Source organism: Shimazuella alba, from assembly GCF_009831235.1.
GTDB lineage: Bacteria > Bacillota > Bacilli > Thermoactinomycetales > Thermoactinomycetaceae > Shimazuella > Shimazuella alba.
Genome location: NZ_WUUL01000013.1, coordinates 14,712 through 39,064, shown reverse-complemented (window position 1 = coordinate 39,064; position 24,353 = coordinate 14,712). Strand labels below are relative to the sequence as shown.

The 24,353-nt window shown below is 37.3% G+C and carries 26 protein-coding genes; 13 read left to right on the top strand and 13 right to left on the bottom strand.

Annotation, left to right across the window (positions count from 1 at the left end; all coding sequences use genetic code 11):
* The first annotated feature begins 248 nt into the window (after positions 1 to 248).
* Positions 249 to 632, top strand: a complete 384-nt coding sequence (locus tag GSM42_RS16555; protein ID WP_160802650.1) for a hypothetical protein — start codon at positions 249 to 251, stop codon at positions 630 to 632.
* Between the two features lie 389 nt (positions 633 to 1,021).
* On the opposite strand, the gene GSM42_RS16550 is transcribed toward GSM42_RS16555, so the two are convergent.
* From GSM42_RS16550 to GSM42_RS16535, 4 genes are all read right to left on the bottom strand, one after another.
* The gene (locus GSM42_RS16550; protein WP_160802649.1) at positions 1,022 to 1,480 is read right to left on the bottom strand and encodes a hypothetical protein; all 459 of its coding nucleotides are present in this window, start codon (positions 1,478 to 1,480) and stop codon (positions 1,022 to 1,024) included.
* A gap of 459 nt (positions 1,481 to 1,939) precedes the next feature.
* Positions 1,940 to 2,131 carry a hypothetical protein gene (locus tag GSM42_RS16545; RefSeq protein WP_160802648.1) on the bottom strand — a complete coding sequence of 64 codons (192 nt, stop codon included), beginning with the start codon at positions 2,129 to 2,131 and terminating at the stop codon, positions 1,940 to 1,942.
* Between the two features lie 96 nt (positions 2,132 to 2,227).
* Positions 2,228 to 2,599, bottom strand: a complete 372-nt coding sequence (locus tag GSM42_RS16540; RefSeq protein ID WP_160802647.1) for a beta/gamma crystallin-related protein — start codon at positions 2,597 to 2,599, stop codon at positions 2,228 to 2,230.
* A gap of 422 nt (positions 2,600 to 3,021) precedes the next feature.
* Positions 3,022 to 4,728, bottom strand: coding sequence for a DUF4145 domain-containing protein (locus tag GSM42_RS16535; protein ID WP_160802646.1), 1,707 nt, complete (start codon positions 4,726 to 4,728; stop codon positions 3,022 to 3,024).
* 229 nt (positions 4,729 to 4,957) lie between these two features.
* Here GSM42_RS16535 and GSM42_RS16530 point away from each other — a divergent pair, with 229 nt between their 5' ends.
* Entirely contained in the window at positions 4,958 to 5,584 is a 627-nt protein-coding gene (locus tag GSM42_RS16530; protein WP_160802645.1) for a hypothetical protein, read from the top strand.
* 464 nt (positions 5,585 to 6,048) lie between these two features.
* Here GSM42_RS16530 and GSM42_RS16525 read toward each other — a convergent pair whose 3' ends face one another.
* Both GSM42_RS16525 and GSM42_RS16520 read right to left on the bottom strand, forming a co-directional pair.
* On the bottom strand, positions 6,049 to 6,882 hold the full coding sequence (locus GSM42_RS16525) for a 3'-5' exonuclease (protein ID WP_160802644.1): 834 nt from the start codon (positions 6,880 to 6,882) through the stop codon (positions 6,049 to 6,051).
* A gap of 219 nt (positions 6,883 to 7,101) precedes the next feature.
* A complete protein-coding gene (locus GSM42_RS16520; protein ID WP_160802643.1) occupies positions 7,102 to 8,187 on the bottom strand; it encodes a hypothetical protein in 1,086 nt (361 codons plus the stop codon).
* 183 nt (positions 8,188 to 8,370) lie between these two features.
* On the opposite strand from GSM42_RS16520, the gene GSM42_RS16515 reads away from it, so the two are divergent.
* Complete coding sequence (locus tag GSM42_RS16515) at positions 8,371 to 9,210, top strand: hypothetical protein (RefSeq protein WP_160802642.1); 840 nt, start codon at positions 8,371 to 8,373, stop codon at positions 9,208 to 9,210.
* 169 nt (positions 9,211 to 9,379) lie between these two features.
* On the opposite strand, the gene GSM42_RS16510 is transcribed toward GSM42_RS16515, so the two are convergent.
* The 5 genes from GSM42_RS16510 to GSM42_RS16490 form a co-directional block, all read right to left on the bottom strand.
* A complete protein-coding gene (locus GSM42_RS16510; protein ID WP_160802641.1) occupies positions 9,380 to 9,844 on the bottom strand; it encodes a hypothetical protein in 465 nt (154 codons plus the stop codon).
* 1,118 nt (positions 9,845 to 10,962) lie between these two features.
* A complete protein-coding gene (locus GSM42_RS16505; RefSeq protein ID WP_160802640.1) occupies positions 10,963 to 11,931 on the bottom strand; it encodes a phosphotransferase in 969 nt (322 codons plus the stop codon).
* A gap of 45 nt (positions 11,932 to 11,976) precedes the next feature.
* Complete coding sequence (locus tag GSM42_RS16500; protein ID WP_160802639.1) at positions 11,977 to 13,008, bottom strand: NAD-dependent epimerase/dehydratase family protein; 1,032 nt, start codon at positions 13,006 to 13,008, stop codon at positions 11,977 to 11,979.
* Positions 13,009 to 13,025: 17 nt separating this feature from the next.
* A complete protein-coding gene (locus tag GSM42_RS16495; protein ID WP_160802638.1) occupies positions 13,026 to 13,931 on the bottom strand; it encodes a ChbG/HpnK family deacetylase in 906 nt (301 codons plus the stop codon).
* Positions 13,903 to 15,099, bottom strand: coding sequence for a glycosyltransferase family protein (locus tag GSM42_RS16490; RefSeq protein ID WP_160802637.1), 1,197 nt, complete (start codon positions 15,097 to 15,099; stop codon positions 13,903 to 13,905). Before GSM42_RS16490 ends, GSM42_RS16495 begins: the two co-directional genes overlap by 29 nt.
* Positions 15,100 to 15,482: 383 nt before the next feature.
* On the opposite strand from GSM42_RS16490, the gene GSM42_RS16485 reads away from it, so the two are divergent.
* The 6 genes from GSM42_RS16485 (at position 15,483) to GSM42_RS16460 (ending at position 19,233) form a co-directional block, all read left to right on the top strand.
* Positions 15,483 to 15,812: a hypothetical protein gene (locus GSM42_RS16485; protein WP_160802636.1), complete on the top strand. Its 330-nt coding sequence runs from the start codon at positions 15,483 to 15,485 to the stop codon at positions 15,810 to 15,812.
* 18 nt (positions 15,813 to 15,830) lie between these two features.
* Entirely contained in the window at positions 15,831 to 16,820 is a 990-nt protein-coding gene (locus tag GSM42_RS16480; protein ID WP_160802635.1) for a protein-L-isoaspartate O-methyltransferase family protein, read from the top strand.
* Positions 16,821 to 16,822: 2 nt separating this feature from the next.
* Positions 16,823 to 16,933, top strand: coding sequence for a lasso RiPP family leader peptide-containing protein (locus GSM42_RS16475; RefSeq protein WP_156877488.1), 111 nt, complete (start codon positions 16,823 to 16,825; stop codon positions 16,931 to 16,933).
* An 80-nt stretch (positions 16,934 to 17,013) separates the two neighbouring features.
* Entirely contained in the window at positions 17,014 to 18,633 is a 1,620-nt protein-coding gene (locus tag GSM42_RS16470) for an asparagine synthase (RefSeq protein WP_160802634.1), read from the top strand.
* The gene (locus GSM42_RS16465) at positions 18,614 to 18,874 is read left to right on the top strand and encodes a PqqD family protein (RefSeq protein ID WP_160802633.1); all 261 of its coding nucleotides are present in this window, start codon (positions 18,614 to 18,616) and stop codon (positions 18,872 to 18,874) included. The genes GSM42_RS16470 and GSM42_RS16465 overlap by 20 nt, the downstream gene beginning before the upstream one ends.
* Positions 18,871 to 19,233 (top strand): lasso peptide biosynthesis B2 protein, encoded by a 363-nt coding sequence (locus GSM42_RS16460; RefSeq protein ID WP_160802632.1) that lies wholly within the window; start codon positions 18,871 to 18,873, stop codon positions 19,231 to 19,233. Before GSM42_RS16465 ends, GSM42_RS16460 begins: the two co-directional genes overlap by 4 nt.
* A gap of 51 nt (positions 19,234 to 19,284) precedes the next feature.
* Here the strand turns inward: GSM42_RS16460 and GSM42_RS16455 are convergent, their stop codons facing one another.
* Positions 19,285 to 19,713 (bottom strand): protein-tyrosine phosphatase family protein, encoded by a 429-nt coding sequence (locus GSM42_RS16455; RefSeq protein ID WP_160802631.1) that lies wholly within the window; start codon positions 19,711 to 19,713, stop codon positions 19,285 to 19,287.
* Positions 19,714 to 19,970: 257 nt separating this feature from the next.
* Between GSM42_RS16455 and GSM42_RS16450 the strand changes: the two genes are divergently transcribed.
* The 4 genes from GSM42_RS16450 (at position 19,971) to GSM42_RS16440 (ending at position 23,557) form a co-directional block, all read left to right on the top strand.
* Complete coding sequence (locus GSM42_RS16450; protein ID WP_160802630.1) at positions 19,971 to 20,366, top strand: DUF3592 domain-containing protein; 396 nt, start codon at positions 19,971 to 19,973, stop codon at positions 20,364 to 20,366.
* A 991-nt stretch (positions 20,367 to 21,357) separates the two neighbouring features.
* Positions 21,358 to 21,930 (top strand): hypothetical protein, encoded by a 573-nt coding sequence (locus GSM42_RS16445; RefSeq protein ID WP_160802629.1) that lies wholly within the window; start codon positions 21,358 to 21,360, stop codon positions 21,928 to 21,930.
* A 38-nt stretch (positions 21,931 to 21,968) separates the two neighbouring features.
* Complete coding sequence (locus GSM42_RS20800) at positions 21,969 to 22,115, top strand: hypothetical protein (protein ID WP_237446674.1); 147 nt, start codon at positions 21,969 to 21,971, stop codon at positions 22,113 to 22,115.
* Positions 22,116 to 22,345: 230 nt separating this feature from the next.
* Positions 22,346 to 23,557: a hypothetical protein gene (locus tag GSM42_RS16440; protein ID WP_160802628.1), complete on the top strand. Its 1,212-nt coding sequence runs from the start codon at positions 22,346 to 22,348 to the stop codon at positions 23,555 to 23,557.
* 530 nt (positions 23,558 to 24,087) lie between these two features.
* Here GSM42_RS16440 and GSM42_RS16435 read toward each other — a convergent pair.
* Positions 24,088 to 24,348, bottom strand: coding sequence for a hypothetical protein (locus GSM42_RS16435; protein ID WP_160802627.1), 261 nt, complete (start codon positions 24,346 to 24,348; stop codon positions 24,088 to 24,090).
* Between the last annotated feature and the right edge of the window lie 5 nt (positions 24,349 to 24,353).

Genomic DNA, 24,353 nt, shown 5'->3' with positions numbered 1-24,353 from the left:
TCCATCGCTATTAACTAGTCAATCGAGCCATCCCTTTTACATGTGGATGGCTTTACAATTGCCATTACTTTCGAAGTGAGAGGAATTCCTGACTAAACCTAAAAAGTTTTTGATACGTTTCAATTTTATTTAGTGTGCCTTTTGATACATCTAAAATGTTTGTAAATCAATGTTGTGGGATTCATATTACAAAGTATACTTTTTGAGAGGGTTTATTTAATGATAAGTAAAGAGGAGTTAACAAGAACATGAAGAAATTGGAAGTACAAAAGGTAAGCAAGAATGGGGTAGTAATAATGAAATTAAGGCATAGGGGTAATGGGGTATTACCGTATCTTTATCGATATGACCCATTAGGATTTAGAAAAAAGGCTTATTCCAAACACATCGACTTGAATGTTTATCATTTTATGTATGAGGATTTAGAAGACGTTAGAAAACAATACGATTTAACATTAAATCAATTAATTATTATGCTTATTTCCCAACAATTATATGGAGATGTTGTGAGGTATCGAATACCTGGATGTGAAAAAAAGAATCCTATTAACAAATCTCAAGTTAATAAAGAAGGTAAGAAAAAAGTCCAAAAAGCTATTTCTTATATTCAAGGAGAACTTTCCTTTGGTTAGAAAATCCCGTTTCTAAGGACAGGATTTTTTAATTACTGCTTCTATATACATATCAGAGGCAAAAAAGGAAATAAAAATAAGAGTAGCTTTTGCTACTCTTATCTAAAGATTGAGATGACAAGTGTGACAATCATTAATGGTAATCCAGCGACAGCCACAAGCATGGTAACAAAAGCGATTAATTCGCTCCATGTTACATTTTTGTTTTCCATGAAGAGTTCTCCCTTAAAAATTTCTAATTAGAAACCCTCTCCACATGTCTTTAGCTAATCCCTTTGTTATATCTTTCTTTATAGAGATCACTATACTTTATATCTTGTTTTGCCATTATGAATGATTGTGAACATTTATTGTATCTCTATAGACCAAGGTCTACTGGGATACATCAATCATGAGTTATTATCATTAAGGATCTCACTCAAGACTTTTTCCACCTTATTTGCGTTTTTTTTGCCAAGGCCAGCTTTTACGATAGAAAGGTTAGTGATCTCTTTTATGAAATGTATTGTGTCTGTGTCTAATGATAGCTCTTTGGTGTACAGTGCTTTCTTCCATTTTTCTATTTGAACGTTAGTCCAAGCAACTACATATGCTGAATGAACAGTTTGACGAGAGCAATTCAATTCATCTGCAATACTCTGTAGAACTTTGGTTTGTTCCCCTTTATTAAATCCGTTAGGATATTGGGAGATAATATCCGACACTTTTTTTTCAACACGTTCTCTTGATGAATACCTTCTCTTCTCTTGTTTAGGGGGCTTTGTTTCGATAATCTTTGATTCAGGCTTTTGCTTAGGTTTGAGCAGTTTCGTTTTTTCGGGATAGAAAGGCACTATGATATCGTCCAAGAATCATCACTCCTTTGTATGTCTTATATTTTATCTGATTTGTGAAATATTCTCTGCGATATGATACTGGAATTTATTATAAGTTATCTTGCACTAGTGACACCAAGGCTGTTTTGATAAAATACAATCATATGTTCCTGATAGAACATAAATATCATGGACGTATGGTTGTGTAAGAGCTGCCTTGCAATAGGTGGCTCTTTAATATTTCGTAGAATGTACCTTCTACGAGGCTTAGAACCAGCAAGCGGCTACTGAGGGGTAACGGAACCATATAATGGAATCTATCTGACGGACTAGAGCACGAACCGTCTCAAAAAGGTAAGTGGTGAAATTACGGCATTTTTGCCCATCCCCTCGAAAAGGTGGAGTAATGGTTACAATAAATGGAACCTATGTGACGGAGCACAGCAGCAACCCTGTCACAGGGTATAGCCAACATTTTGTAAAAATCCTACGCTAAGCAGAACCAGCAACCGTGCGACCAAGTGCAATTTGACCAATATCTGGAATCTGGGTAAAAGCCGTATTTTTTGCATATCCCCCGAAAAAGTACATTAGGGAGCAATAGAACAGAAAACCGGAATAAGTGTTACTGGCAATAAGGGGCAGAACCAGCAAACGAACGACGAACCCTAATTTGCCCAACAAATGGAAATAATCCTGCGGACTAGAGCAGGAACCCTGTCATAAGAAAACCACATGATCTCTAAGTGCATAGAGGTCATGTAGTTTGTTATTTACTATTTATCTGATACGGAGTGAGGAAACAACATCATTCCATGATCTGTTCTTGCTTAGCATTTTCTTGGTAAAATTGGCGTATTTCCCTGGTTTCAATGTCCATTTAGCCCCTTTGTAATTGATGTGCTCATACAAGACAACACCCTCACCTCCGGAAACTTTCGCAGAGGACGCAAGATCATTCCAGTTGTTATTAACCAATGTACTATCATTGGAGCAAAACCGGATGGAACGACCTTTGAAATTGATATGCTCATACAAGGTAACACAAGAATTTTTTTTCTGATGGTGTTGAGGTGCAGCAAATACACCAGCAGGTATGAGCGAACAAGCTAGGACTACAGCAGAGGAGACAATGGAAATACTTTTTTTCATCGGAACAACTCCAATTACAATATTTTGGGAATTCACCCTTTTGTATTATCTACCGAAAATTGTAAATTGTCTAATGGAACAAACTCAACTGCTGCCTAGGATCAAAATGTAACCGAAACTGCTTATGGGTGAACACTGTACCGCCTAACAATAAGCCATCAACGCTCACATTTTATCAAATAATACTTGTACATTTAGACATATTTCAGACACAAATCAACCGACTTTCTGTATGTTAAGGAGCTGATTGTTTGTTGGTTTGAGTTAAAACAAATCTCACTTTTTGTAATGTTTTCCCTAGTGATTAAAAGAGAATATTTGATTTGAAATTCAATTTTTTAATTCAGGTTTAAGAGTAGAATCAGTAAAACGGCCTACCGTAGCTGGATGGGGCTTTCAGTTTTTTCAATTAATCGCAGTTATTATTCAAACTTGGTGATAACAACGTCTGGATTATTTTCATATTCCCCTTGATCAAGCAAATCAGTTGACCAATGTTCTACGGACCAATTCTTTTTTGTTTTGTTATAAATAAGTCGCAAACTGCCATCCAAGGTCTCTGTTTCTCCGTCCGTATCGTATTTGATATAAGCACTTAACTTAAAAACAAGTACATAATCATTAAACAGGAATGATGAATAGAACTCAGGTTTCGAATTTTTAAAATCAATTCCTGTTTCGATTAACTTTTCATTGTCATCAAAAAATGATGCATTTTTACACATATCGTCAATATCTCCTGAAACAAGTGTGACAATATTAGGATTATTTTTCAATTTTGCTTGTACGCATTGTTTGGCGAATTCATTTAAAAAATTAGTTAGTTGCTTTTGTAATTGTGGATCTGCCTTTGGATAAAGTTGCATGTATTCAGTTTCTACATGCTGTGTATCACTTTTCATTCCTCCCCAAGGAAAGGTCCATTCTGCATAAATTTTAGATCCGACATCGATGTTCCAAGAGATATTTGTAGTATCAATAATTTTATTATCTATGTAAAGAGTTGAATCATCATAGAAAGAATCATATACATTAAAGTTTTTCATAGTCTCTGAACCTGTCGTTACATCATCTTGAGGAAATAAAGTGAAATCGATATCCTTATATGATGTAGTTTTTATAACATCTTCCTCTATGAGTAGTCCAAGTGAACCAATCAAAAACACTCCAATCCAAAAGGTATAGCCAATCTTACGATGGCCGCTTCTATTTAACCTTGCACGTCTCCATATGTATATGATAAAAAGGGTCATCGCAACACCGAACGCAAATCCGACACCATAAATACTCCAAATAAATGCCTCGAACGGAATAATGGCCACCAATGGAAGAATTGGTACAAATGAAAGATTGTTTTTTCCTACAGAAATATATCGCAGTATCTTACCAAGTGATTTCCGCTCTTTGCCATCATTATTTGTTACATACTCTGCAAACCAAGAACAAAGACGCGAAGCCTGCTCCAGTAGTATACTCGCCTCTTCAGTCGTACCTTCTCCCGTATGTGCCGCTCTATTGCCTGCTTTACGAATATGGTGGAATACCATTAGTATTTCAGCTGGTAATAATTGTTTTTCCTCTAGTTTACTTAGTTTATCAATTTGATGGTTCGTTTCTAGGACAATGATTCCCTCTAAACGGAGAATCTCCTCTATCATTTTCTCTGCAAATATACGAAGTTTAAATAACGCCACACTAGGATCACTAGTCACGTATTGTTCTGCATCTTGTATGAATTTACCAAACACACGATTATTTTCTACATAGCGCTCTATAAACCAAGAACCAAGATAGGATGCCTGATCCAGCAGCATGTGCGTCTCTTCGGTCGTACCTTCTCCCGTATGTGCCGCTTTATTGCCTGCTTTACGAATATGGTGGAATACCATTAGTATTTCAGCTGATAATAGTTGTTCTTCCTCTAGTTTGTTGAGTTTATCGACTTGATTGTCAAATTCGAAGGTATTGATTCCCTCTAAACGGAGAATCTCCTCTGTCATTTTCTCCGCAAATAAACGAAGTTTAAATAGTGCTACACTAGGATCACTGGTCACGTATTGTTCTGCTTCCTGTCCAAGTTTACCAAGTGATTGCCATTTGCCTGTCAATTTATCAAAATTACTGTTCATGTTGTTCACTATTCGTGTTGTTCACCGCCTACAAGTTGATAATTACACATATTTTCAAATCATTATAATAATAGCATATATGTTACTCTTTCAAATAAACGCAAAAGGGAGCTACCGAATACGCTGGTACTACCTCTGTTCGATATATTTATCAGGAATCTGCGTCCTTTTGTATAACCGGAGATTCCCATTAGAATTCTATTAAGAACTAAATTAAGGATGAGGAAAAATGAGAGATAAATATGAGCTTGTAAAGAACCGAAAAATTGGAGATGTTTTTTCTCTTAATGAATACAACTTTCTTAAAAAGCTTGTATATTCTAATGCTCCTGATACAAAAAAGTTGAAAGACCAGTACCACCGGATTAAAAACGATAAGATTAAAGATCGTTATACCATGGAACAATACCTTTCCCTTAAAAGGGGTATTACAAAGTCAACACCAACCAATGATTACGAAGAAATGAAAAGCAAAGCTGTGAAGCACTTTATGTCTTTTGAGAACTATAAGGCAATTTCACATCCCTGGGAAATTCCTAAGCTAGGTGATTATGAGGAAGTAAAAGATACCTCATTTAAGAATGTATTTACTTACGAAGGATTTCTAGAATCTCGTTTTATTTTTGGGATTGAGTATGTAAGCAAGTACATCGCCGTGGAAATGCAAGAAGGGGATCAAGAAATAGCTCAACAATTAGATCGAATAAGAGATATTGTAGTACGAGTATTTGGGAAAGAAGAAACAGATTTAATCCATATTGGGAATAAAAGAGTTTCTGAGATCCGAAATGGAAAAATAACCAGTAAGATAAAATCTATTATGAAAAAACTATTAAATTTTTCTCGAAAGCAATGAACAAGTAGTTCACTGGTGGAAGAAACCTGGGGGGACTAGGGGGAATTTGCATCACACAGTACACTTAAACGAACAAAAAACAGGTTATATAGAAAAAGATATTTGAAAAGTGTTTAGATGATCTATGTGAGATGTTTGGGTGGTGACACAATCCCCAAAATTAACCCTTACCGAATGGGAATACCCCTCAGTCTAAGTTATTAAAAAGATATTAGCTTTTTTTATAGACACAACAAAACCCCTTAAGTAGAAAGGGGTTTTCTCTTTAACAAATGTACTGATTAATGTTGGGGTTCTTTCATGTCTGCCTCAATATACAGCCTAATGTATTCGCTATTACGGTTAAGGTATGAATTCGATACTTGAAGTTAGATCAAACTGTTGTTTTAGTGTTTTCTTCGCCTTTTCTACTTCTAATGGAAGACCTTGCAATCTAATCTTTATCATTTTCCATTTCTCCTCGCTTAGAATGGTAAGTCATCATCTGATAAGTCTAGCGGTCTGCTTACAACTTCAAATGGGTCATATGTAGCAGCTACCTCAGACTCTGCATTGTCTTCTCCAAAATTCCCTTCCAGTAGTAGGATTATCTTTTCTTGTTCTGCTAACAATTCCGATTGCTCTTGCGATAACGCTTTAATCGTACGATTCAGGGATCGAATACGCTTAGTAGTGGATTCAAAAGCTTCCATTAATTTTAATTGCTTATAGTCTGTCTCTGTAAAATCGGGTTTGTAATTGTTTTTTATCACTTCAAGTGTTGCTCTACAATCGCTCATGGCACGGTGTTTGGTGGAATGACCGCATGCAAACGTTAATTTTACCCATGTACTGGAATCTATTAAATCCGTATAAGTACGCATGACGCAAGCAGTTTGTATCTCTTTTACTTGCTGCAATTTCTCTCTAAATACTTCATCGTTAAGATCGCATGTTGCAAAACTTTCGTGCATAAGACGATGGTCAAATTCATCATTGTAAATCAATACTAATTTATCTTTGAGAATGGGGTAGAGCTTGTCCCATGTCTCTAACCATCCAGGAGAATGTTTTACCATATCATCATTAATTCCATGGATTTTATACGCCTCGTAAGGAATAGGATGAACAGGCTTAACAAAAGAGTTAAATAATGAATTTCCTTGCAGATCAATTACGGCGATTTCGCAAATTTCCGCATCCCATAGCCCTGTGGTTTCACTATCAAGAACTACAACATCCTCCCGCTGATTCCATTCGTTGAATAATAGTTGCGCTTTTGCTGATTCTAATGACATGTTTTTTATCTTATGGAACATATTTTTATCCTCCTTTTTGTTATTTTTATTTTTGTTCAGTCTACATCCATGATTTATAATTGTCAAATATTTTTATAAATGGATTTATTTTGAAATATTTATTTTGTTGGGAGTTTTTATACCGTTCCTTTTCAAGTTTGTATTTACAAGCAGAAAAGCAGAAGCCTGAGCCTCTGCTTTTTGGGTATTTCGATCACGTTTTTCATAGGACGACTACTCTTATTCTAAATTTGTTGTGTTACTATTGAACTGTTCAAGGGCTTTTTTTATATTGTAAATATCAGTGTAATTCTCTTGTTCGAGAGGTCGAGGAATTGAAAGTATGGTTCGATGCACGATCTTATCAGTGATGGTAAAGTTTGAAGTTTTATCCCCTTTGCTGATATGTTCCATTACTCTATATACTTCTTCGATAGGACTTAAAATTTCTTGCTCTTGTGATAATTCATGGGTAACATCTATCATCATTTTTTTTAACCAGATGGGAGCATGATGTTTCAGACGTTTATATTCTAGATCGATAAATTTCAGTGCAGTATTTGCCGTATTTTGAAAATGGATCATGCTTTCAAGATAGGGCCAGTCCAGATGATCTATTCTTTTTGAAGTCTCTACACTCCAGTCATATTTTTGGAGCTTTTCATTCCAGACAATATGATCTATGGACCATCCGTTCCAATCCATTACTTCCCCTTGGACCGAAACCCATCTTATTTGGCTTTCTTTGATATTTTTATGATTTGCTGTAAACCGAGGAATGTACGTGTATCTTATCTGTGTGCAAATATGTTCTACATGATTTGCAAAACCTCTTGCGTTTGGTTCTGTGATTAGAATAGTTAGGAGCCTATTTTCCTTTAAATCTTCAATTCTTCCCACATGAACTTCAACCCAAAGATGGAGCATTTTGCAATAGCCATCATCATTTTGAATGCAGCCTACATATCTTGGCCAGTATGGCATTAGAAATCGACGGACTCCTGGATAAATATCGTCTCTTTCGTTAAGTTTTCGTATCCTTTTATCTTCGAGGTATGAATCGAGAGTTGGAATCGTTTCTTTTAAAAGGAGATCTTCGATTTTCTTTATGTATGCCATGTCATATTCGTTTAAGCTAAGTGATTTAATCCATTTGTCGATTTTAGAAGATTTTATATAGTCCAATGCCTCGAATAATCGATTAATAAATATACCTCTGTCTTCAATTTCTTCTTTAATCCATTTTGGAATCATGGCTTCATAGGGTTTAGCGATTCCGAAAGAAACCCATTTATAGGCCTCTGTTGCTCTTTCTTTTAGATTCATCCTGTCCTCCTTATTATCTGATGATGAAATGTGTTTCATATATTCAGAACCAATTTTACAACTTCATTTTGGTCTTGTAAAAACTAGTAGGTTAACCTAGTTAACCGGTTAACCCATTGATATTACTGTTCTTTTAAGTTAACCTTATTTTTAATAAATAAAAAAAGGTGGAGAATAAATTAAATGTCCGATAAAACTTGGGGAACAAAGGCAACGCAAGATGTACATCAAAGAGCGGACGAACTGGTAAGAAGTTCTGGCTTAGATAAGAAGGAATGGTTTGAGTGGGCTGTGAGTTTACTTGAGCTAAAAAATCTAGAAGACCAGAAACAATACTCTACCGAAATAGGAGAAATAGAACGTTATACAAAGCGGATCATACAAATGCTGTTAAACATGGTGCAGCGATTTGAATTCCAATCAGAGGAAATACAAAATAAATATGAGGAACAAGTTCATACTCAAGAAATAAATATTCAAAATATGAAGGTTGAGATTAACCAATACAAAGATCAGTTAAAACAAATGGAAGAGGATCTAGATAACGTTCGTAAAGAGAACGAAGCCTTAAACTCACAGCTTGCTACTGCTAATAAAGCTCATGAGCGTTCAGAAGAATTGATTGATGAATATAAAGAAAAGCTAGAAAATTTGGCTTCTCTTTTAGCGCAGCACCAAGGGGCAGCAGAAGAAAATCAAAAGTTAAAGAATGATATTTCTACTATTGTACAAGAAAAGATTCAGCTTGAACATGAGCTTTCTCAACGAACCGTTCAATTAGAAGAGTTAAAACAGCAGCATAGTGAAAAAGTATCAGAAATTATGGAGAGATCGGCGTTTGAACAAGAAAAAACTCTGTTGGCAAAAGAACGTGAATACCAAGGAATACTAAACAAAGTGCATGAAGATTACAATATCAAAATAAAAGAGTACCAGGAACAACTAAATACTGCTCGTGAAGAGTCTACTCAAAAAACTGCAAGTCACCAAGATCTAGGGGTAGTACCAGCATCCGGCGACTGAGGGGTAACGTAACCATATAATGGTATCTATCTGACTGGCTAGAGCAGCTACTGTCTCACTACCCAAATAGGTGGGCGAAAAAATAGAAAAAACGAATAGGGTAGAAAAACAGGGACGGGGCGACAACACGTAGGTTGTCGCCCCGTAGCACTAACCTACGTGGTCAGTGCTAAAGCAGTTCTTCCGCCTGTCGCTGGAGGGTGTCGGCCGCATTCAGCAGCTGTACACGAATCGGAGAGGAGGAGTGCTCTTCCCAGACAACTGCGGCCACTTGATTTTGTTGGTCCCAGCAGTTGTCTGTCTCACACCGGCGGTGCCAGATCCCAGCGAGGGTCTGATCCTCATCGTAGTGGAGGCGGGCTGCTCGGAGCAGAAGACGAATCGCTTCGTCTCGATTTCCGTTGGGCTTCACGTTCATTGCTTCGAGCAATAGCTGAAGGCGTGCCTGGAATTCCTGTACACCATGTAGCTCATCGCTCTTGTATTTCTTCAACAAGTTGAGAAGACCGGAAAGCTTTCGCTTGAGCCCGTCTTCCGTCCACTTTTCACGGGGAGTGGACTCATAGTAGTTCCTCACCGCTTCCATGCAGTTGGCGGTGCTCTTGTTGATCCACCAGAACGGTTTGGGAGTCATGATCATGCGATCCTCCAACGACAGTTTGACTGTTTTCACTGGCGATTATAGCATTTCCCCTTTAGATAGGCAAAAAGCTATTCCTCCGTTGTTTGGGAGGAACATCCATCCTTGCGACCTGTTCCGTAATTTTTGCAATCTTATCTTCAAACTCTGATGTCAAACATGGTTTTTTTTGCATATCCCCCGAAAATGTTCATTAAGAAACATCTGATTCCATTATATGGGTGCGTTGCCCCTCAGTCGCCGGATGCTGGTTCTAGGCCATCTAGTGAGTAAAATTCGTGAGGAATATAACCAAAAAATAGATGAAGTTCGTAATGATTACAGTTCAAAGGTAAAAGAGCTGTTGGATGAGATTCAAAAGGTTAGAAATGTAGATAAGAAACATAATGATCAGGATTAAAAATGGGTTATGAAAATACAATTGTGATTGTGCCAAAAGAGTGGTTCCATATTTTAGACAGAAGTAGATTGCCCTGAATTAAGGCAAATAGCCTACTGCCATGTTTCTCTTACTAAAACTGTCGGGTCTTCTTAGGATGCTCCCTGCTTCAACGTTGCCCGTGTTTACTGAGTAGTGGAGTTCTGAGAATAGGTGGTAGATAGTATTGGAAAAAGGATTAAATAACCTGTCCATGTTTGATGAAATTCCTTCTTGATAATTCATATTTTTTTCACATTATTACTGGCGGTCGCTATCTGAGGCAGTCTATACTTTGCTTAATCCTTTCAGAAGGGAGGAGGCATCATGAGCAAGAAAAAACGAAAAAAGGAACAATTTCCCTTCGGAAAAATCGTTCCTTTTCTCACTATTTGGATTGAGTTGTTACTAGCTGTAATAGCTCTTGTTAATTTGATAGTGTAGTTCTACATAAAGGAGTAAAAGATGGCAGTCTTTTACTTCTTTTTTTATGTCATCTTGTTGGTTGATGATGACCGTTTTCATTATATTATCAAGTTCGAATAAAGGAATCCACAAGTTGCAGACAAAATATTGACACCTTTTTGACGGTGAGATGGTTGTTTGTTCTTATTTCCATTTATTGGTCAAGTTTCGTCTTGTCGCACATTTGCGTTCAAGGTCTGTCACGAGAATGTTTTTAGTCCCCTATTTCCTAGCATAAGATGTCTTCTAAATAACTCCAATTATTCTGAAGCCATTCGATTTCCTTTGAAAATCTTTGAGGGATCTCTTCATCTTGTTCTATATCTGCCTTAATCCACCAAACGGATTCTCTGCACCATAAGAGTTTGAAAGAACGAATCACATCATTTAACTGAAATTCTTTTATCGTTTCCTGGTAACCAGTTATAAATGCCCTAGCTTTCTCTTCATCAAGTTTTGTTTCGTTATCTATGCAGCCGGATAATATTGCACGGGCTACATCTAATTCAGGATACACATATCTCATTCGATCAAAATCTAAGATAGATGAGATAGCATCTCTTTGAAATAACACATTGTAAACTTGGTTATCCCAATGAGCCCATCCATGTTTGCATTGATCAAAAAATGTTTGGTCATACAGTTCTAGTAATTCCTGCTCTTTTTCTAACATCTTTTGTACACGATAAGAAACTGGATAATCTTCAGCGATTTTCATTTGCAATTCCCAAAAAGATTGAATTTCTTCTTTGGATGGAATCCAATCTATGGGCCCTGCAGGTACCTTATCTAAAAGATGATGCATCTTACCAAGCTCTTTTCCCCATGAATACATTTGGTTCTGATTGGGTTTACCAGGTAAAACAAGGATACCAGGGCATACTTCGAACATAGAAAATTGATGATTTGATTTTGTATGTAGGATGTATTCCCTATTCACAGAATGAACCTTTGGACATTGTATCCCCTTATGAAAGAGTTGATCTTGAATGGATAGAGCTTGTTTTACCGCTGGTATTTTGCCTATGTACCGATCTGGATGATATTGTTTGACAAATAACTTGGTACCATCTGTAAATGTTAAAATCCATTTTGGGTTTAATCTCCCTAAATGAATGGCGTTGACTTCCTGTATTGATTTGAAAAGTAGGGTTTCTACCATTGTAAATATTTCATTTGTTGCTTTATGATCACTCATTACTGCTTTCCTCCAAACAATACTAAACTGTTTTCTTTTATCCAATCACTGAATCATTTGATGTTCAGATGGATGATAATAAAGAAAATACCAATTTAGAAACTTTTCAATTCCCTGTTCGATAGGGGTATTAGGACTAAATTGAATGACATTCTTTAGCTCTTGAACATCCGCAAAAGTTTGATAAACTTCTGTTTCTTGATCAGGGAGGTAACGTTTAATCGCTGTTATTCCTAACTTTTTCTCGATTAAGGAAATAAATTTCATCAAGTAGATAGGTTTTTGATTACCGATATTAAAAAGTTGGAAAGGTGCATGACTTTGATTTGGGTTTTTGAGACTTTCTTCAAGTGGCTTTCGAGTTGGGATTTGATCTATTAACCTTACAATACTCTCTACAACATCATCGATATAGGTGAAGTCGCGAAACATATTACCGTTGTTATAGATATAAATAGGCTTTCGTTTCAAAATAGCTTTTGTAAAAAGATAAAGTGCCATATCTGGTCGCCCCCATGGTCCATACACGTTAAAAAATCGCATTCCAGTAGTAGGTAAGCCATTAATACTATACGCATGAGCCATTAATTCATTTGATCTTTTTGTTGCTGCATACAAAGTTAGAGGGTGGTTTACTTGATCTTTTTCATAAAAGGGAACTTCTTGATTTGCGCCATATACTGAACTCGATGAAGCATAGAGTAAATGTTTTATTTTTATCTGTCTACAGAGTTCTAATATATTTGCAAATCCTACCAGATTTGACTGTATATATGCCCCAGGATTGACTAAAGAATATTTGACTCCTGCTTGAGCAGCTAAATGAATGACGACAGATCCATAGAATTCATGATTCTTTAAGTATTTCACAACCGTTTCATTATCTTCCAGTGAAATCTTGTAGAATGTGAAATTCGGATGCTGTAACTGTTGAAGTCGATCTTGTTTCAGTTTGACATCATAGTAGCTATTCAGGTTATCTATACCAATAACGGTGTAGCCCTCCTGAAGAAGACGAGAAGCTACATGATAACCAATGAAACCACCAACACCCGTGATTAATATTTTGGTAGACAATTCAATTCCCTTCCCTTTCATATACTTTCTTCATCATGATTTACAATCTGAATGTTTTGTTTTCTTATATAGGACCGAAGTCGTAATAAATTCCATAACTCGTGAACTCTATCGAAATTAGAAAACCATGTTGTATGTGAAATTGGAAATTGGAGTCCTGGATGAACCATTAATTCCAATAGATTCGATGTTTGAAAAGCTTGGTTAATATTTTGCTTAAGAAATGAAAAACTTCGAATGTGACCATATACAGAGCCGATGAAAGTCTTTGAAGGAATAGGAGAGAGTTGAGAGCAGCTGTAATCATATAAAAATAGATCGCTGAAAAGGTTCTCTCTCATCGATTCAGCAAGAAGTTCAGGTTTTGTGTTGTTTCGAATTATTTCCATCCATTGATAGAGGTCTTTATGATCTTTTGTTAATGATTCATTGGGAAAACGAATGTGACAAATACCATGTAAATGAGCTTGATTTTTTACTTCATCGAAGATGATAGGATGGGCGATATGACAATGATTGTGCCCATCCAAATGCGCTGGTTTGCTGCCAAAGACACGATGGAATACATCTATTTGAGAAGCGATTTCAGAAGAAATCGCTTGCATATTCATGAGAGCTTTTAATGCGGATTTCCAAAAGGAAACTTTAGGATGAACTTCAGAATTTAAAGACTGACGAATAATATTTCCTAGTTCGCAAGAGTTTAACGGTTCATCCGTGAGATTAAGGTGTAACCCAATACTTACTTGAGGACGGAATTTACGAATCCATCTAACAAAAAGTTGTAATCGGTTATGGCTTTGTTTAAAAGTAACAATTACACTGACACTGCTGATTACCCCTAACAAAACCCCTAATAAAATACCTAAATCTCGATCCCAATCTAGGCCAAAATCATCTGCATTTATCACCAGTTTTTTCATAAAGATCCTCCAAAAAATCAACAATCGTTTGTACAGAATCAGAAGAAGTGAGGATGTTATCACAATTTTTAATGTTGTTTTTCCAATGATCCAGTAGAGCAATAAAATCCAAACATTCTTTTTTTGTAATGCTGTAGGAGGAGATCCCTAATTGATTATCCTGGATAAAGTTTGCGCAGTAATGCTGATCAAATGTTCCAAGCGGTATGACATATATAGGTAATCCCAAGTATAGGCATTCTGATAATAGAGTGTGTCCAGCAGTTGTGATTACTCCGTCGGCCACTTTTAAGGTTTCAGCAAAATCAGTTCGATCAAAAGGTCTTATTTCTAAATTACCGTTTTTACGGGGTGTTTCTACAGCAACATCAAATATGGTAAAGAAAACGTTAGGAATGGAGGCTAATTCCTCTTTCCATTCATTGGATGTTTGTTTAATGCTTGTCCCTCCGTATTCGGAGAGATAGACAACAAGATGGATTTGAGGGTGTTTTGTATATCTGGGTGCTTTCTTAATATCGGAACGAATAATAGTTGGTATAATTTCGGTGTCGTTATCTTCAATATTAGGCAACTTATAGAACGATGTAATAAATCGGTAATCGTATTTTGGGAAGAAGAGACGCAATCTCTTCTTTTCCTCAACGCAAGTAAAATTCCCAATGTTCTGAAATGGGTCTTCGTTAATTTGATCGATTGCATGTAAAAAGTAATCTTCAGCTTTAGTCAGTGTTTTATTCGATGAATGATTGCTGGTTCCTTGGTTGTTTATTTTCTTGCCTTTTTCCCGATAAATTTTCCCCTTTAAAAAGTGATAAAAAGGAGCTAATTTGGTTTCGGATTCAAAGTCGACTTCTTTGTTTAAAACTTCTAATTCTTGATCCCATTTTTCCGTGTTTGTTGCAAGTAAATGGTCAATATTCGTTAGTTTTTTGATATAGTGCCGTTCTCGCAACTCTTCTTCTGAAATTACCCCGCAAAGTTCTTCAGCTAAACCGAATTCTTGGGCATATAAAATATATTTTTCTTCGGCTACTCCTTCAAAACCACGCTCTAGATTGCTGATGGTGGTCGTTCCCACTTTTAATTGATCAGCTATTTCTTTCTGGAGAATGCCTCTTTTGGTTCTTTCTGCTTTGAGTTTGACTCCAACTCGCTTTTTATCCAAGTCCAACACCTCCATTACGGGATTTGAATATTCTTAATACTGTAATTTTCCCATTTTCCCATTTATTTGTAAGTGTATTTGTGATTGTTACTGTAATAGATTGAAAGAATCCAGTCAGTGCAAATTTCCAATATTGTGATTATAATCTATTTAGAAAAAAGATTTATGTGTGATCCTGCTTCGTCACATATACGAATGATCATACTTGGCATTTTTGTTTGATATCAATTTCATGATTGATAAAAAACCAAATGACATCTTAGAAAAATAAATTATTTTATCGTCCGTTTTAGAGCTTTTTTGAAGATGAAATGTGATGCTCAAGGTATTGGGGTTAGACGAATGAATTTTTACCAGAATTGAGAGAAAGGAATGAACAAAAGATGGCATTAAAACTAATCGTAGAGGGATGCAGAGACAAGGTGATAGACTTTGTGGATTTCCTCAAACTAAGTCCACATTGGAGAATGTACAGTGGTTCGAAACTATCCTTGGGAAAGGAAGAGATGAGGATCGACTACTATTTTGATAAGAAAACTCCAAACGCTCTTTCTCTAACAGACAAGCCAATAAGCAAACTTACGCTTCACAGCAATGGTGGGAAAAAGATAGAGATTACATTACTAGGCGCCCAGGTGGTGGAGATGGGGGAAGGAATTACTTATATTTACGGCAAAAACTATGACGTGTATGCAGACAGATCAACGAAATGATTTTTCGGGAGGTTCACCATGAAGGTAAATCAAGCAATGGAGTTCATTAACCAAGATTATTATATGTTACAAGAAAACGGGACATTATTAACGCAGACTACGAAACCTCAAGCAATCGCAAATAATTTGGAGATGTTAGATGTAAGGGAAGGGCAAAAAGTATTAGAGATAGGAACAGGATCAGGTTATAGTACAGCAATACTCACTACTCTAGTAGGAACGCCTGGAAAAGTTGTATCGATTGACATTGATCCAATATTAACAAAGCGAGCTAACGAAAAACTAAAGGATTTTGAATGGGTAAACTGTGTAACGTCAGATGGGCGATTTGGCTATGAGAGCTGTGCTCCCTATGATCGGATTATTGCTTGGACGACTCCAGATAATTTTCCTAATAGTTGGATAAGTCAAGTGGCAGACGGAGGCATGATTGTTACCCCATTTCAGGTGATGGATATAGTGCAGTCTACGGTGATGGTTCGATTCAAAAAATCAAAGGAGCATTTATCAGGTGATCTTGTAAGTCCAGAAGGCTATATTCCCATGACTTCCAAACCGGTAGTAGATTTCGAACGATTTGGTCCAGAGTCACAGGCTGATCTAGTAGGTGAGGGAGAAGAGCCGTTTTGGGTGGGAACAGATTGGATGAAAGAGGCTGAAGTGACAGAACAATGGACACAGAGATTTCTAAATATAAATGCAGTCTCTTCACCATATCAAGAAAATGGACAAGCAATTCGAGCTTATCTACTAGCGACAAAACCCAAAGGTTATACGTTTGCTTTTCGACCGATGGATGGAGATTGGATAGGATATAGTACACCCGACGGATTTGCACTTGTTTCTTTCCGTCAACCTAATAAATGGATTATTTCAGATGAAACGCATGCAACGGTTTTAGAAAAGTGGTGGAGTACTTGGGCTAGCATGGGGAAACCAAGCTATGAATCTATACAACCAATGTTGATTGGTAATTCAGTAAAACTTTCATTGAAAGGAGGTGAGTAAGGATGGAAAAAGATTATCAAGCACCTGAACTAATTGAAATTGGTACATTTGAAGAAATGACTTTAGGATCTAAGTATGATGATACTGCTGATAAAAATGCACATCGCTATTAAAAAGAGGACGCTACGGCGTCTTCTTTCTTAAAGGAAGTGAGTAAATGTTTTTTGCGCTATTCATAGATGGAAGGATTCAGATGGAACACATAACTGACTCATTTCACTATCACAAGGAGAAAAGCAGTGAATGCTATTTCATCGGGGATATCTTATCGAGTGAAGCGGAAACCTATCATGCATTTCACACATTTATGAAAACAAAAAAACCAGAAGATCTGTTGTATTTAAAAGGTAATTACCAGGTTGTTGTTTGTATATCAGATGAACTATATGCTTTTGCTGATCTTGGAAATATTCGACCTCTTTATTATGAGGTACAAGATGAACAAATTCGATTTTCCTCTCATTTGCTTGAATTACATAAACAAATTCGATCCCCTATCAATCGAAATTGGTTTCATCGTTCATTGTTATCAATCGGTTTTCATACAGAGTTTGAATCGCCATTTGAGACAATTAGCGCGATACCTGGTGGATTTGGCTTTTATGCAAGGAAGACTGTGAGAAGATTATTTCAATCCGTAAAAATGGAGAATAAGTCTTATTTATCATTGGATTTGGCTAGAGACCGACTTCAGGAAGAACTTACTTCTTCTGTACTTTTAAGATGTAAAGATAAACGAATCACAACTGACTTAAGTGGTGGACTTGATTCTTCAACTCTTACTTGGATCGCTGCAAAAAGATATCCAGTGAATTCGCTCACTCTTATCGGTAAAGAGGAGAATGAGGATATACAAATTGCTAGAAAGATAGTAAAAGAACAATCAAATATTTCTCATGTAGAGTTTTCACTAGATGAAATTCCATCTATTTATTCAAATATGGATGATGTTTTTAGTGATAATCCAATTCCATTTTATTGGTCAGCTAGTCAAGCTAAATGGTTATTAAGTTGGGCTAAAAATGCTGGTTCTGACGTTCATTTTAGTGGTGAAGGAGGGGATACTGTTTTGGGGGCAGATTATACTTATTTGATTGATTTAGTACAGAATGGAAAATTGGGAAAATTCCTGTCTCATGCAAGAGGATGGGCAAAAGAAAAAAAGCAATCTCCTTTGAATTGGATATTAGGAACTGTGCTACGATTTTTACATTTGCCCTATCATCCCAAGCAAAGGCATCCACTATCTACTGCATATAATCAAGCAGATTGGATCGTTTCTTCAAAAAAAATAAACCATTATCGACTTTCTAAAAATCTTGGATTGTCTCAAACACTTAAAGGAATTCATTATTTAGGTTATGTTGCTCATGGCTTAAGGAATTTAGCAGAGCAAGAAGAAGTCTCCATTTGTTTTCCGTATTTAGACCACAATGTATTTCAAATCTGTATGCAGGTGGCTTTAGCGGATAAAATGACTCCTTATGAATTAAAACCTCTGTTGAAAATAGCTTTTCAAGATGAATTACCTAAATATTTGTTAAAACGAAATACAAAAGGTGACTATACTTCGGATGTTTACCAAGGGATGGAAGAGAATTTCTCATGGTTTAAAGAAAATTTTCAAGAGATGGTTTTGGCAGATATGGGATTGATTGACATACAACAGTTTCAGAAGTGTTTTATTCGTTTGATGAATGGAGTACCTGTGAAACTACCAGAATTCCATCATACTTTGTCACTTGAGATGTGGTTGCGGCATATCAAAAAGGATCGAAATGAGGTTAATGGAAATGCGTCTATGTTTACCTGACTATGTTCAATTGACAGAAATAAAAGGTAAGTTGGTTCTCTTAGATTGCCAGAAGAATCTCTTTTATGGTGTAAGTAAATCAGGCGCTGAATTTTTACAACAAATAAAGCACCATGGCGATATGGATAAGGCAACCAAAACAATCAGTTCTTTGTACAACATTTCAAATGATCAAGTTAGAAATGACATGTATGTTTTTCTAGATTATTTGATCCAGAAAGGACTAATAGTAAAGATATGATACGAGCATGGATTTGTCTTTTTGTAGCTATTTACTTAACGAAAACATATAGTTTGCAACAAATCACTACTATTCTCCAAGCAAAGAAATCGAAATGCGATGCTACGTGTATGCAAGTAGAAGCAAAAGAAGCTTTACATAAAATAGAAAGCGCAAAAAGATTTTTCCTTTCGAGAACAGCTTGTTTAGAGCAATCATTGGCTTTGTTTCTTTTTGCAGCTTCCTATAGCAAGAAAGTCGATTGGTGTGTAGGAGTGAGATTGGCACCTTTTGTTTCTCATGCTTGGATAGAAATAGATGGTGAACCAGTAAATGAATCTCCAGAGGTTGGCGAATATAAGAAAGTAGTAATAGTGTAAAAAGTTCATAATTAAATTTCCAATAATCAAAAATAGTTGGTGTGATATTCCTTACTGAAAGCGAGAGACATAGCGACGTTGCCAAGGTGTCTCAACTGCGCGTGTAGCATAGTGATGCCGAACATAAGCGACAGCTTGGTCGTTAGGTACTCCATCGATTACAGCAAGACAGGCCAATGCAGTACCTGTACGTCCAAATCCTCCTCCGCAAGCGATTTCAACACGTTCAAATTCAGCGCGTGCCCATGCTTCACGGAGTGCTTCAGCGGTTGTAGTATAGTCAGATGGCAGCCAGAAGTCGCGCCATTTGATCCAGCGATTTTCCCAATCTACAGCCGGTGGTTGATGTCCAAGTAGGTAGAGTGCAAAAGTGGGCTGCGGTCCCGCTGGGAGTGGGTATCTTAGCCCCCGTCCACGGATGAGTCTGCCTGAGGGAAGTCGCAACACACCCGGAGATGTGGGGTCCCATGTATGAGTCATGATGTCATCTCCTTGGACAATGTTGATAAAAATCAAGAGGTGATACTTCTGCCTATTTTACCACAGTTGTGCAGTTTTCTGACTTTTGAATCAAGGGAAAATAAGCGGGGTACATACGTTGTTTAAGAAAAGGAAGCCGGATAACAAACATAGAACAAGCCGGTACCTGAGGGGTAACGAGATGATATAATAACATTTATCTCACGTGTTATAACAGCGATCTTATCTAGACATCTTAGGAGAAACGGAGGATTTCTATGTATATTGTATTAGCAATTGCAATGTTCTTATTGGGGTTACTCTTATTATTTGCTAGTGGAAACATCCCTTATCGCCATCAATCTTTCAAAAGTAAGTCAGTGTCTACCCAAGGTGTGATTGTGGACATACACCGTCGTGGTGATAGTCAAATGCCTGTTTTTGAGTTTATCGATAGGAATGGAGAAAAACATCGTGTGATCTATCGCAAAGAGGCATCCAGATTTGGTGTTGGTTTACATATTGGAAAGTCTCGGACTATTTATTATGATCCAAATGATCCCAAAAAAATCGCAGCTTCTTATCGCGTCCTTGAGTGGATCGGTGTGCTGTTTCTGGCTCTATTTGGTCTCATATCTATCGTTATTGGCTTGAGTATTCTGATGACAAAATAGGTCTAGAACCAGCATGAGGGGATTGAAGGTAATGAACCATATCATGGAACTAGAATAGCTACCGTTCCCATAGCAAGAGAAAGTGAAATACAATTTAAGAAGGTTTAACTGAGTCTCATCAACATAAAAATGAATAGGAGTGACAATCATTTTAACGGCACTTGTCATTTTATGTCTGATAGGAGCGGCATCCATTTGTATTCATAATGCAGTGGTGGCATTTCGTGATTTTTCGATAGTTGCTTCTATATTCTGGTGTATTTGTACCCTGTTATGTATTACTGCAATGTTTAAAATCCCACCTATATTACCATGAAATGGAACCTGCAACTAAAAAATGAGCCATGATTCATTAGAAACAACACTTGATTTCTCATCCTATAGAGATCAAGTGTTGTTCTTTTTTGATCAATTGGTTTTGGGAGTTAATGAGAGAACGAAATACATTCGAGATACTTCTAACATAATCGTATTACCTTGATATCAGGTTGCGCTATAAGTCATTCATTTGTTTTTTGATACTTCTATCTGTGATTCATTATAGAAGTTATGAAAAAAATGGGGATGAGTAAGTAACATTTTCTGCAGAAGGGTGAGAGAATCTTGACACAGATAGATGAAAAATAACCTTTACGATTTAGTTCTAACACCAAAATCATTTTCTAGAGATCCCAGTTCGTTAAATACAAGTGCTTTCACTGAAGAACTACCTTTCAGTTTAGATACAGAACAGGACTGTCCTGTGCCCATAAATAATATGTAGATAGGAAAAAGCGACAACCATCTAACACTAGTTAGGGTAGTGAGACGATTTGTGCTCTAGTCTGTCAGATAGTTTACATTTATTGGTCGAATTAAGATGTCTCGATGGTTACGAGATGTTTGACTATGATATAACAGTTTTCACTTCCGGTCTTAGTTGAGAATAGGTTCATCTTCTTCATAAACTAGATTACAATGAAAGGACTAAACATAAAGGGTGTTTTCTACTATGACGACTACTTACTCAAAAGAACAGATTTTGAATTTCATCCATGAAACATTAAGCAATCACAATTACTTTATTTATCACACATTAGACTGTTCCATTGATGCATTTAGTGGATTTATCTACCATTATGGTTTTACCTTAGCAAAAGTACCAAATCAATATGATGTCATTGCCTATGGTTATGTGGATCAAGCAACGAATAAAGCCTATAACGATGAGGGCGGGGAAACTACGCTTACAGAACTACTAGTACCTTACGATTTTTTTCAAATCAAAACACTAGAACGAGACCGTATATGTTTTTTGTTAACCGAAATACTAAATGAATACAATGATTATATTGACTATGGTTTTTTTGATAACCTTGTAGAGTTGAAAAAAATAATCAAACCATTTGACTATAAAATAGTTACTATTTTAAAACCAGATGAAGAGGATGAGGAAGAGGAAATCGCTGAATTTGGTTATTTAGACACCCAAACACAAAAAACATATGATGTGGATGATATGGAAGCTAAACTAGCAGATTATAATATAGAAGAGATGGATTTTTCTTGGGAGGACGATCACTAGAAATAATAAAATGTAAAATATGAAAGAAAATCCTATAAATGACGACTGGACAGACTGCCCAAAGACAATTCGGTCGGACACTTGTACCGATAGCTAGATTCCCAGCAGTGATCATTGCACGTCCTCTTTCTCTTACACGGTCAAAGCTCTATTTTGGGACTCGTGTCTTCCTGCGAGAGGAGTAATATCAGCGGGCAGGTTGGAAAGACCTAGTGAATTTCACACTCTTTCTTCAAAACTATTACAAGGAGAAAAACATACTACTTTTTGGTTTCTTTTATTTTTGGAAAATTATAAAATAAGGAACAAGAGATCCGTGTTATATTGACCTAGAAAAAGAAAAGCTAGGCAATTTCACGAAGTTACAAATCAACAAAACCAAAAGTCTGCATGATCCGTCTCTCTAGGAGTAGTTGTGTTACTACAAAAGATCCCGTGGCTGAAAAGTCCCTCCCTACTGAATCTGGGCATCGCGTCGATCATGTTGGGATCGACCGGAGGGCTCATTTTCCCAGGGCTGGGTCTCTTGCTGGAAAAGCAGGGTCTGATCATCCATTTGGGTGCGATTCTGATGACTGTGATGGTCTCTCAAGTCGTGTCCAGCCTGCTTGTGCCGCGTTTGATCAAACGCTGGAAGGAAAAAGGGGGCACTAAAAAAGCAGTCCAGGTATTATTGGTGATCAATTTGGTACCAAGTGCCCTGCTGGTCATCGCCATGCAGTACGGCAACGTGCTCTGCTACTATTTGGCATTGGGCATCGGTCCAGGGATTGGGACCGCATGCTTAGCGATCGTCGGGTTGATGCTCCGTAAGCAGCTCAAGGAAGATCACATCAAGGGAACCTCGCAGATTGGCCTTGTCACAACACTGACTACGGCTTTCTGCACATGGCTGGGCTTTCAGGCACCTTTGTTCATCTGGGTGATTCTGATTAATGTGCTTCAGATGTGTGTTGTGGTCATGATGTGCTTCTGTATCTCAGATGCCGATGAACCCGAGAAGCAGTCGCTAAAGGGTCTGCTGAATGACCCAGCGACGCGCATTAATGCGGGGAACTTCTGCATGCTGTTTGTATTCTACTGTTTTGGCAAGCTGCTACCGCTTGCTAAGGTAGTGGATGAAGAGCAGGTGGATGTCCTGCTTCTGGTGATCTCGCTTCTATCAGGGATGACTCAGCTCACTTTGAGCAGTTATGCCAATAAGCATCGGTCGAAGAGCAGCGGGCTCATCCTGGCCTGCCGTAGCTGCATGTTGATCGGTCTTGGTCTGATACTGTTCAGCGGAGGATCATGGATCGGGATCGGCCTTGGCGGATTCTTTTGGGCGCTGGGAGTTTGTAGCAACACTCTCATCAAACACACGAGTTACGCCAACGCGACGGACAAGGTGTTGGGTGGCACTCTCCCTATGGTGACCTGGAACTTGTCAGGTCTCGTTGGAGGAGCCTATATTTGGCTTGCGGAGTCTGCCCATGTCACGCATCGAATCGCTTTGGGGTGGCTCCTTGTTCCTGCAGGGGTTTCCATGATGTTCGCGATGATCATGTGGAAATCTCACAAGTTGCCGCCCGAGGAAATCGCAGAAAAGCCGGTAGTGGCTGGTGCGACAGACACAGTAAACAAATAGATCGGCTAAATACTAGAGGATCGACAGATCCGTTCAGTGACCCACGATTCCAACGGATCGTGGGTCATCATTGATGATTGTCAAGTAAACGTTTTGCCCAACCTCCAGAGTGACCAAATTAGGGTCGACATGCATGACCATCAAGTTATGGAAAAATAGTTTACAAAAAAGGAAAGACCGCGCAATTCCTTTTTTAGGGTTAAAAAGAAAAGGACGACATTTTTTAGTTGCTTATTCCCCAAAGAAAAATAGAGAAACATCTCACCAGTATAAAAAAAATGATCTTAGACATATCAGGTGTTGTATGGGATTAACTATGTTAGTGGCAACGATTCTTACCAAATTATTTGGTTTTCCTATTCTCTAAACTTGACTGTCTCTTTCGTGCTGCTTGTTTCATACAAGTTATTCATTCTTGTTCCTATCTATGGTGATTTCTTAAAATTGTAAGATCTAATAGTTTGAATAATCGGCGACAACAAGCGTAGACGAGAGGAGTTAGATTCTCTCGTCTTACGTTTTTTATATGATTACAAGCGGACGATTACTCCATTCCCATCTTTATCTTTGATATCGACTAATGTTATACCCTTATATTCCTTAAGCGATGAGAGAAGGGGTTGGATGGTTTGCTTGTCCAACATGGGAGTTGGGAAGGTGATATTTTTTGATTTTTTATTCAACCATTTCCAAAACCATTTTCTACAGATAATCCAACCTGCTATATGGAGCAAGAAGAAGGGGAGTGGAATAGTGAAACGTTTTTTTTCCGCATCTATGATCACTTTCATCTTCG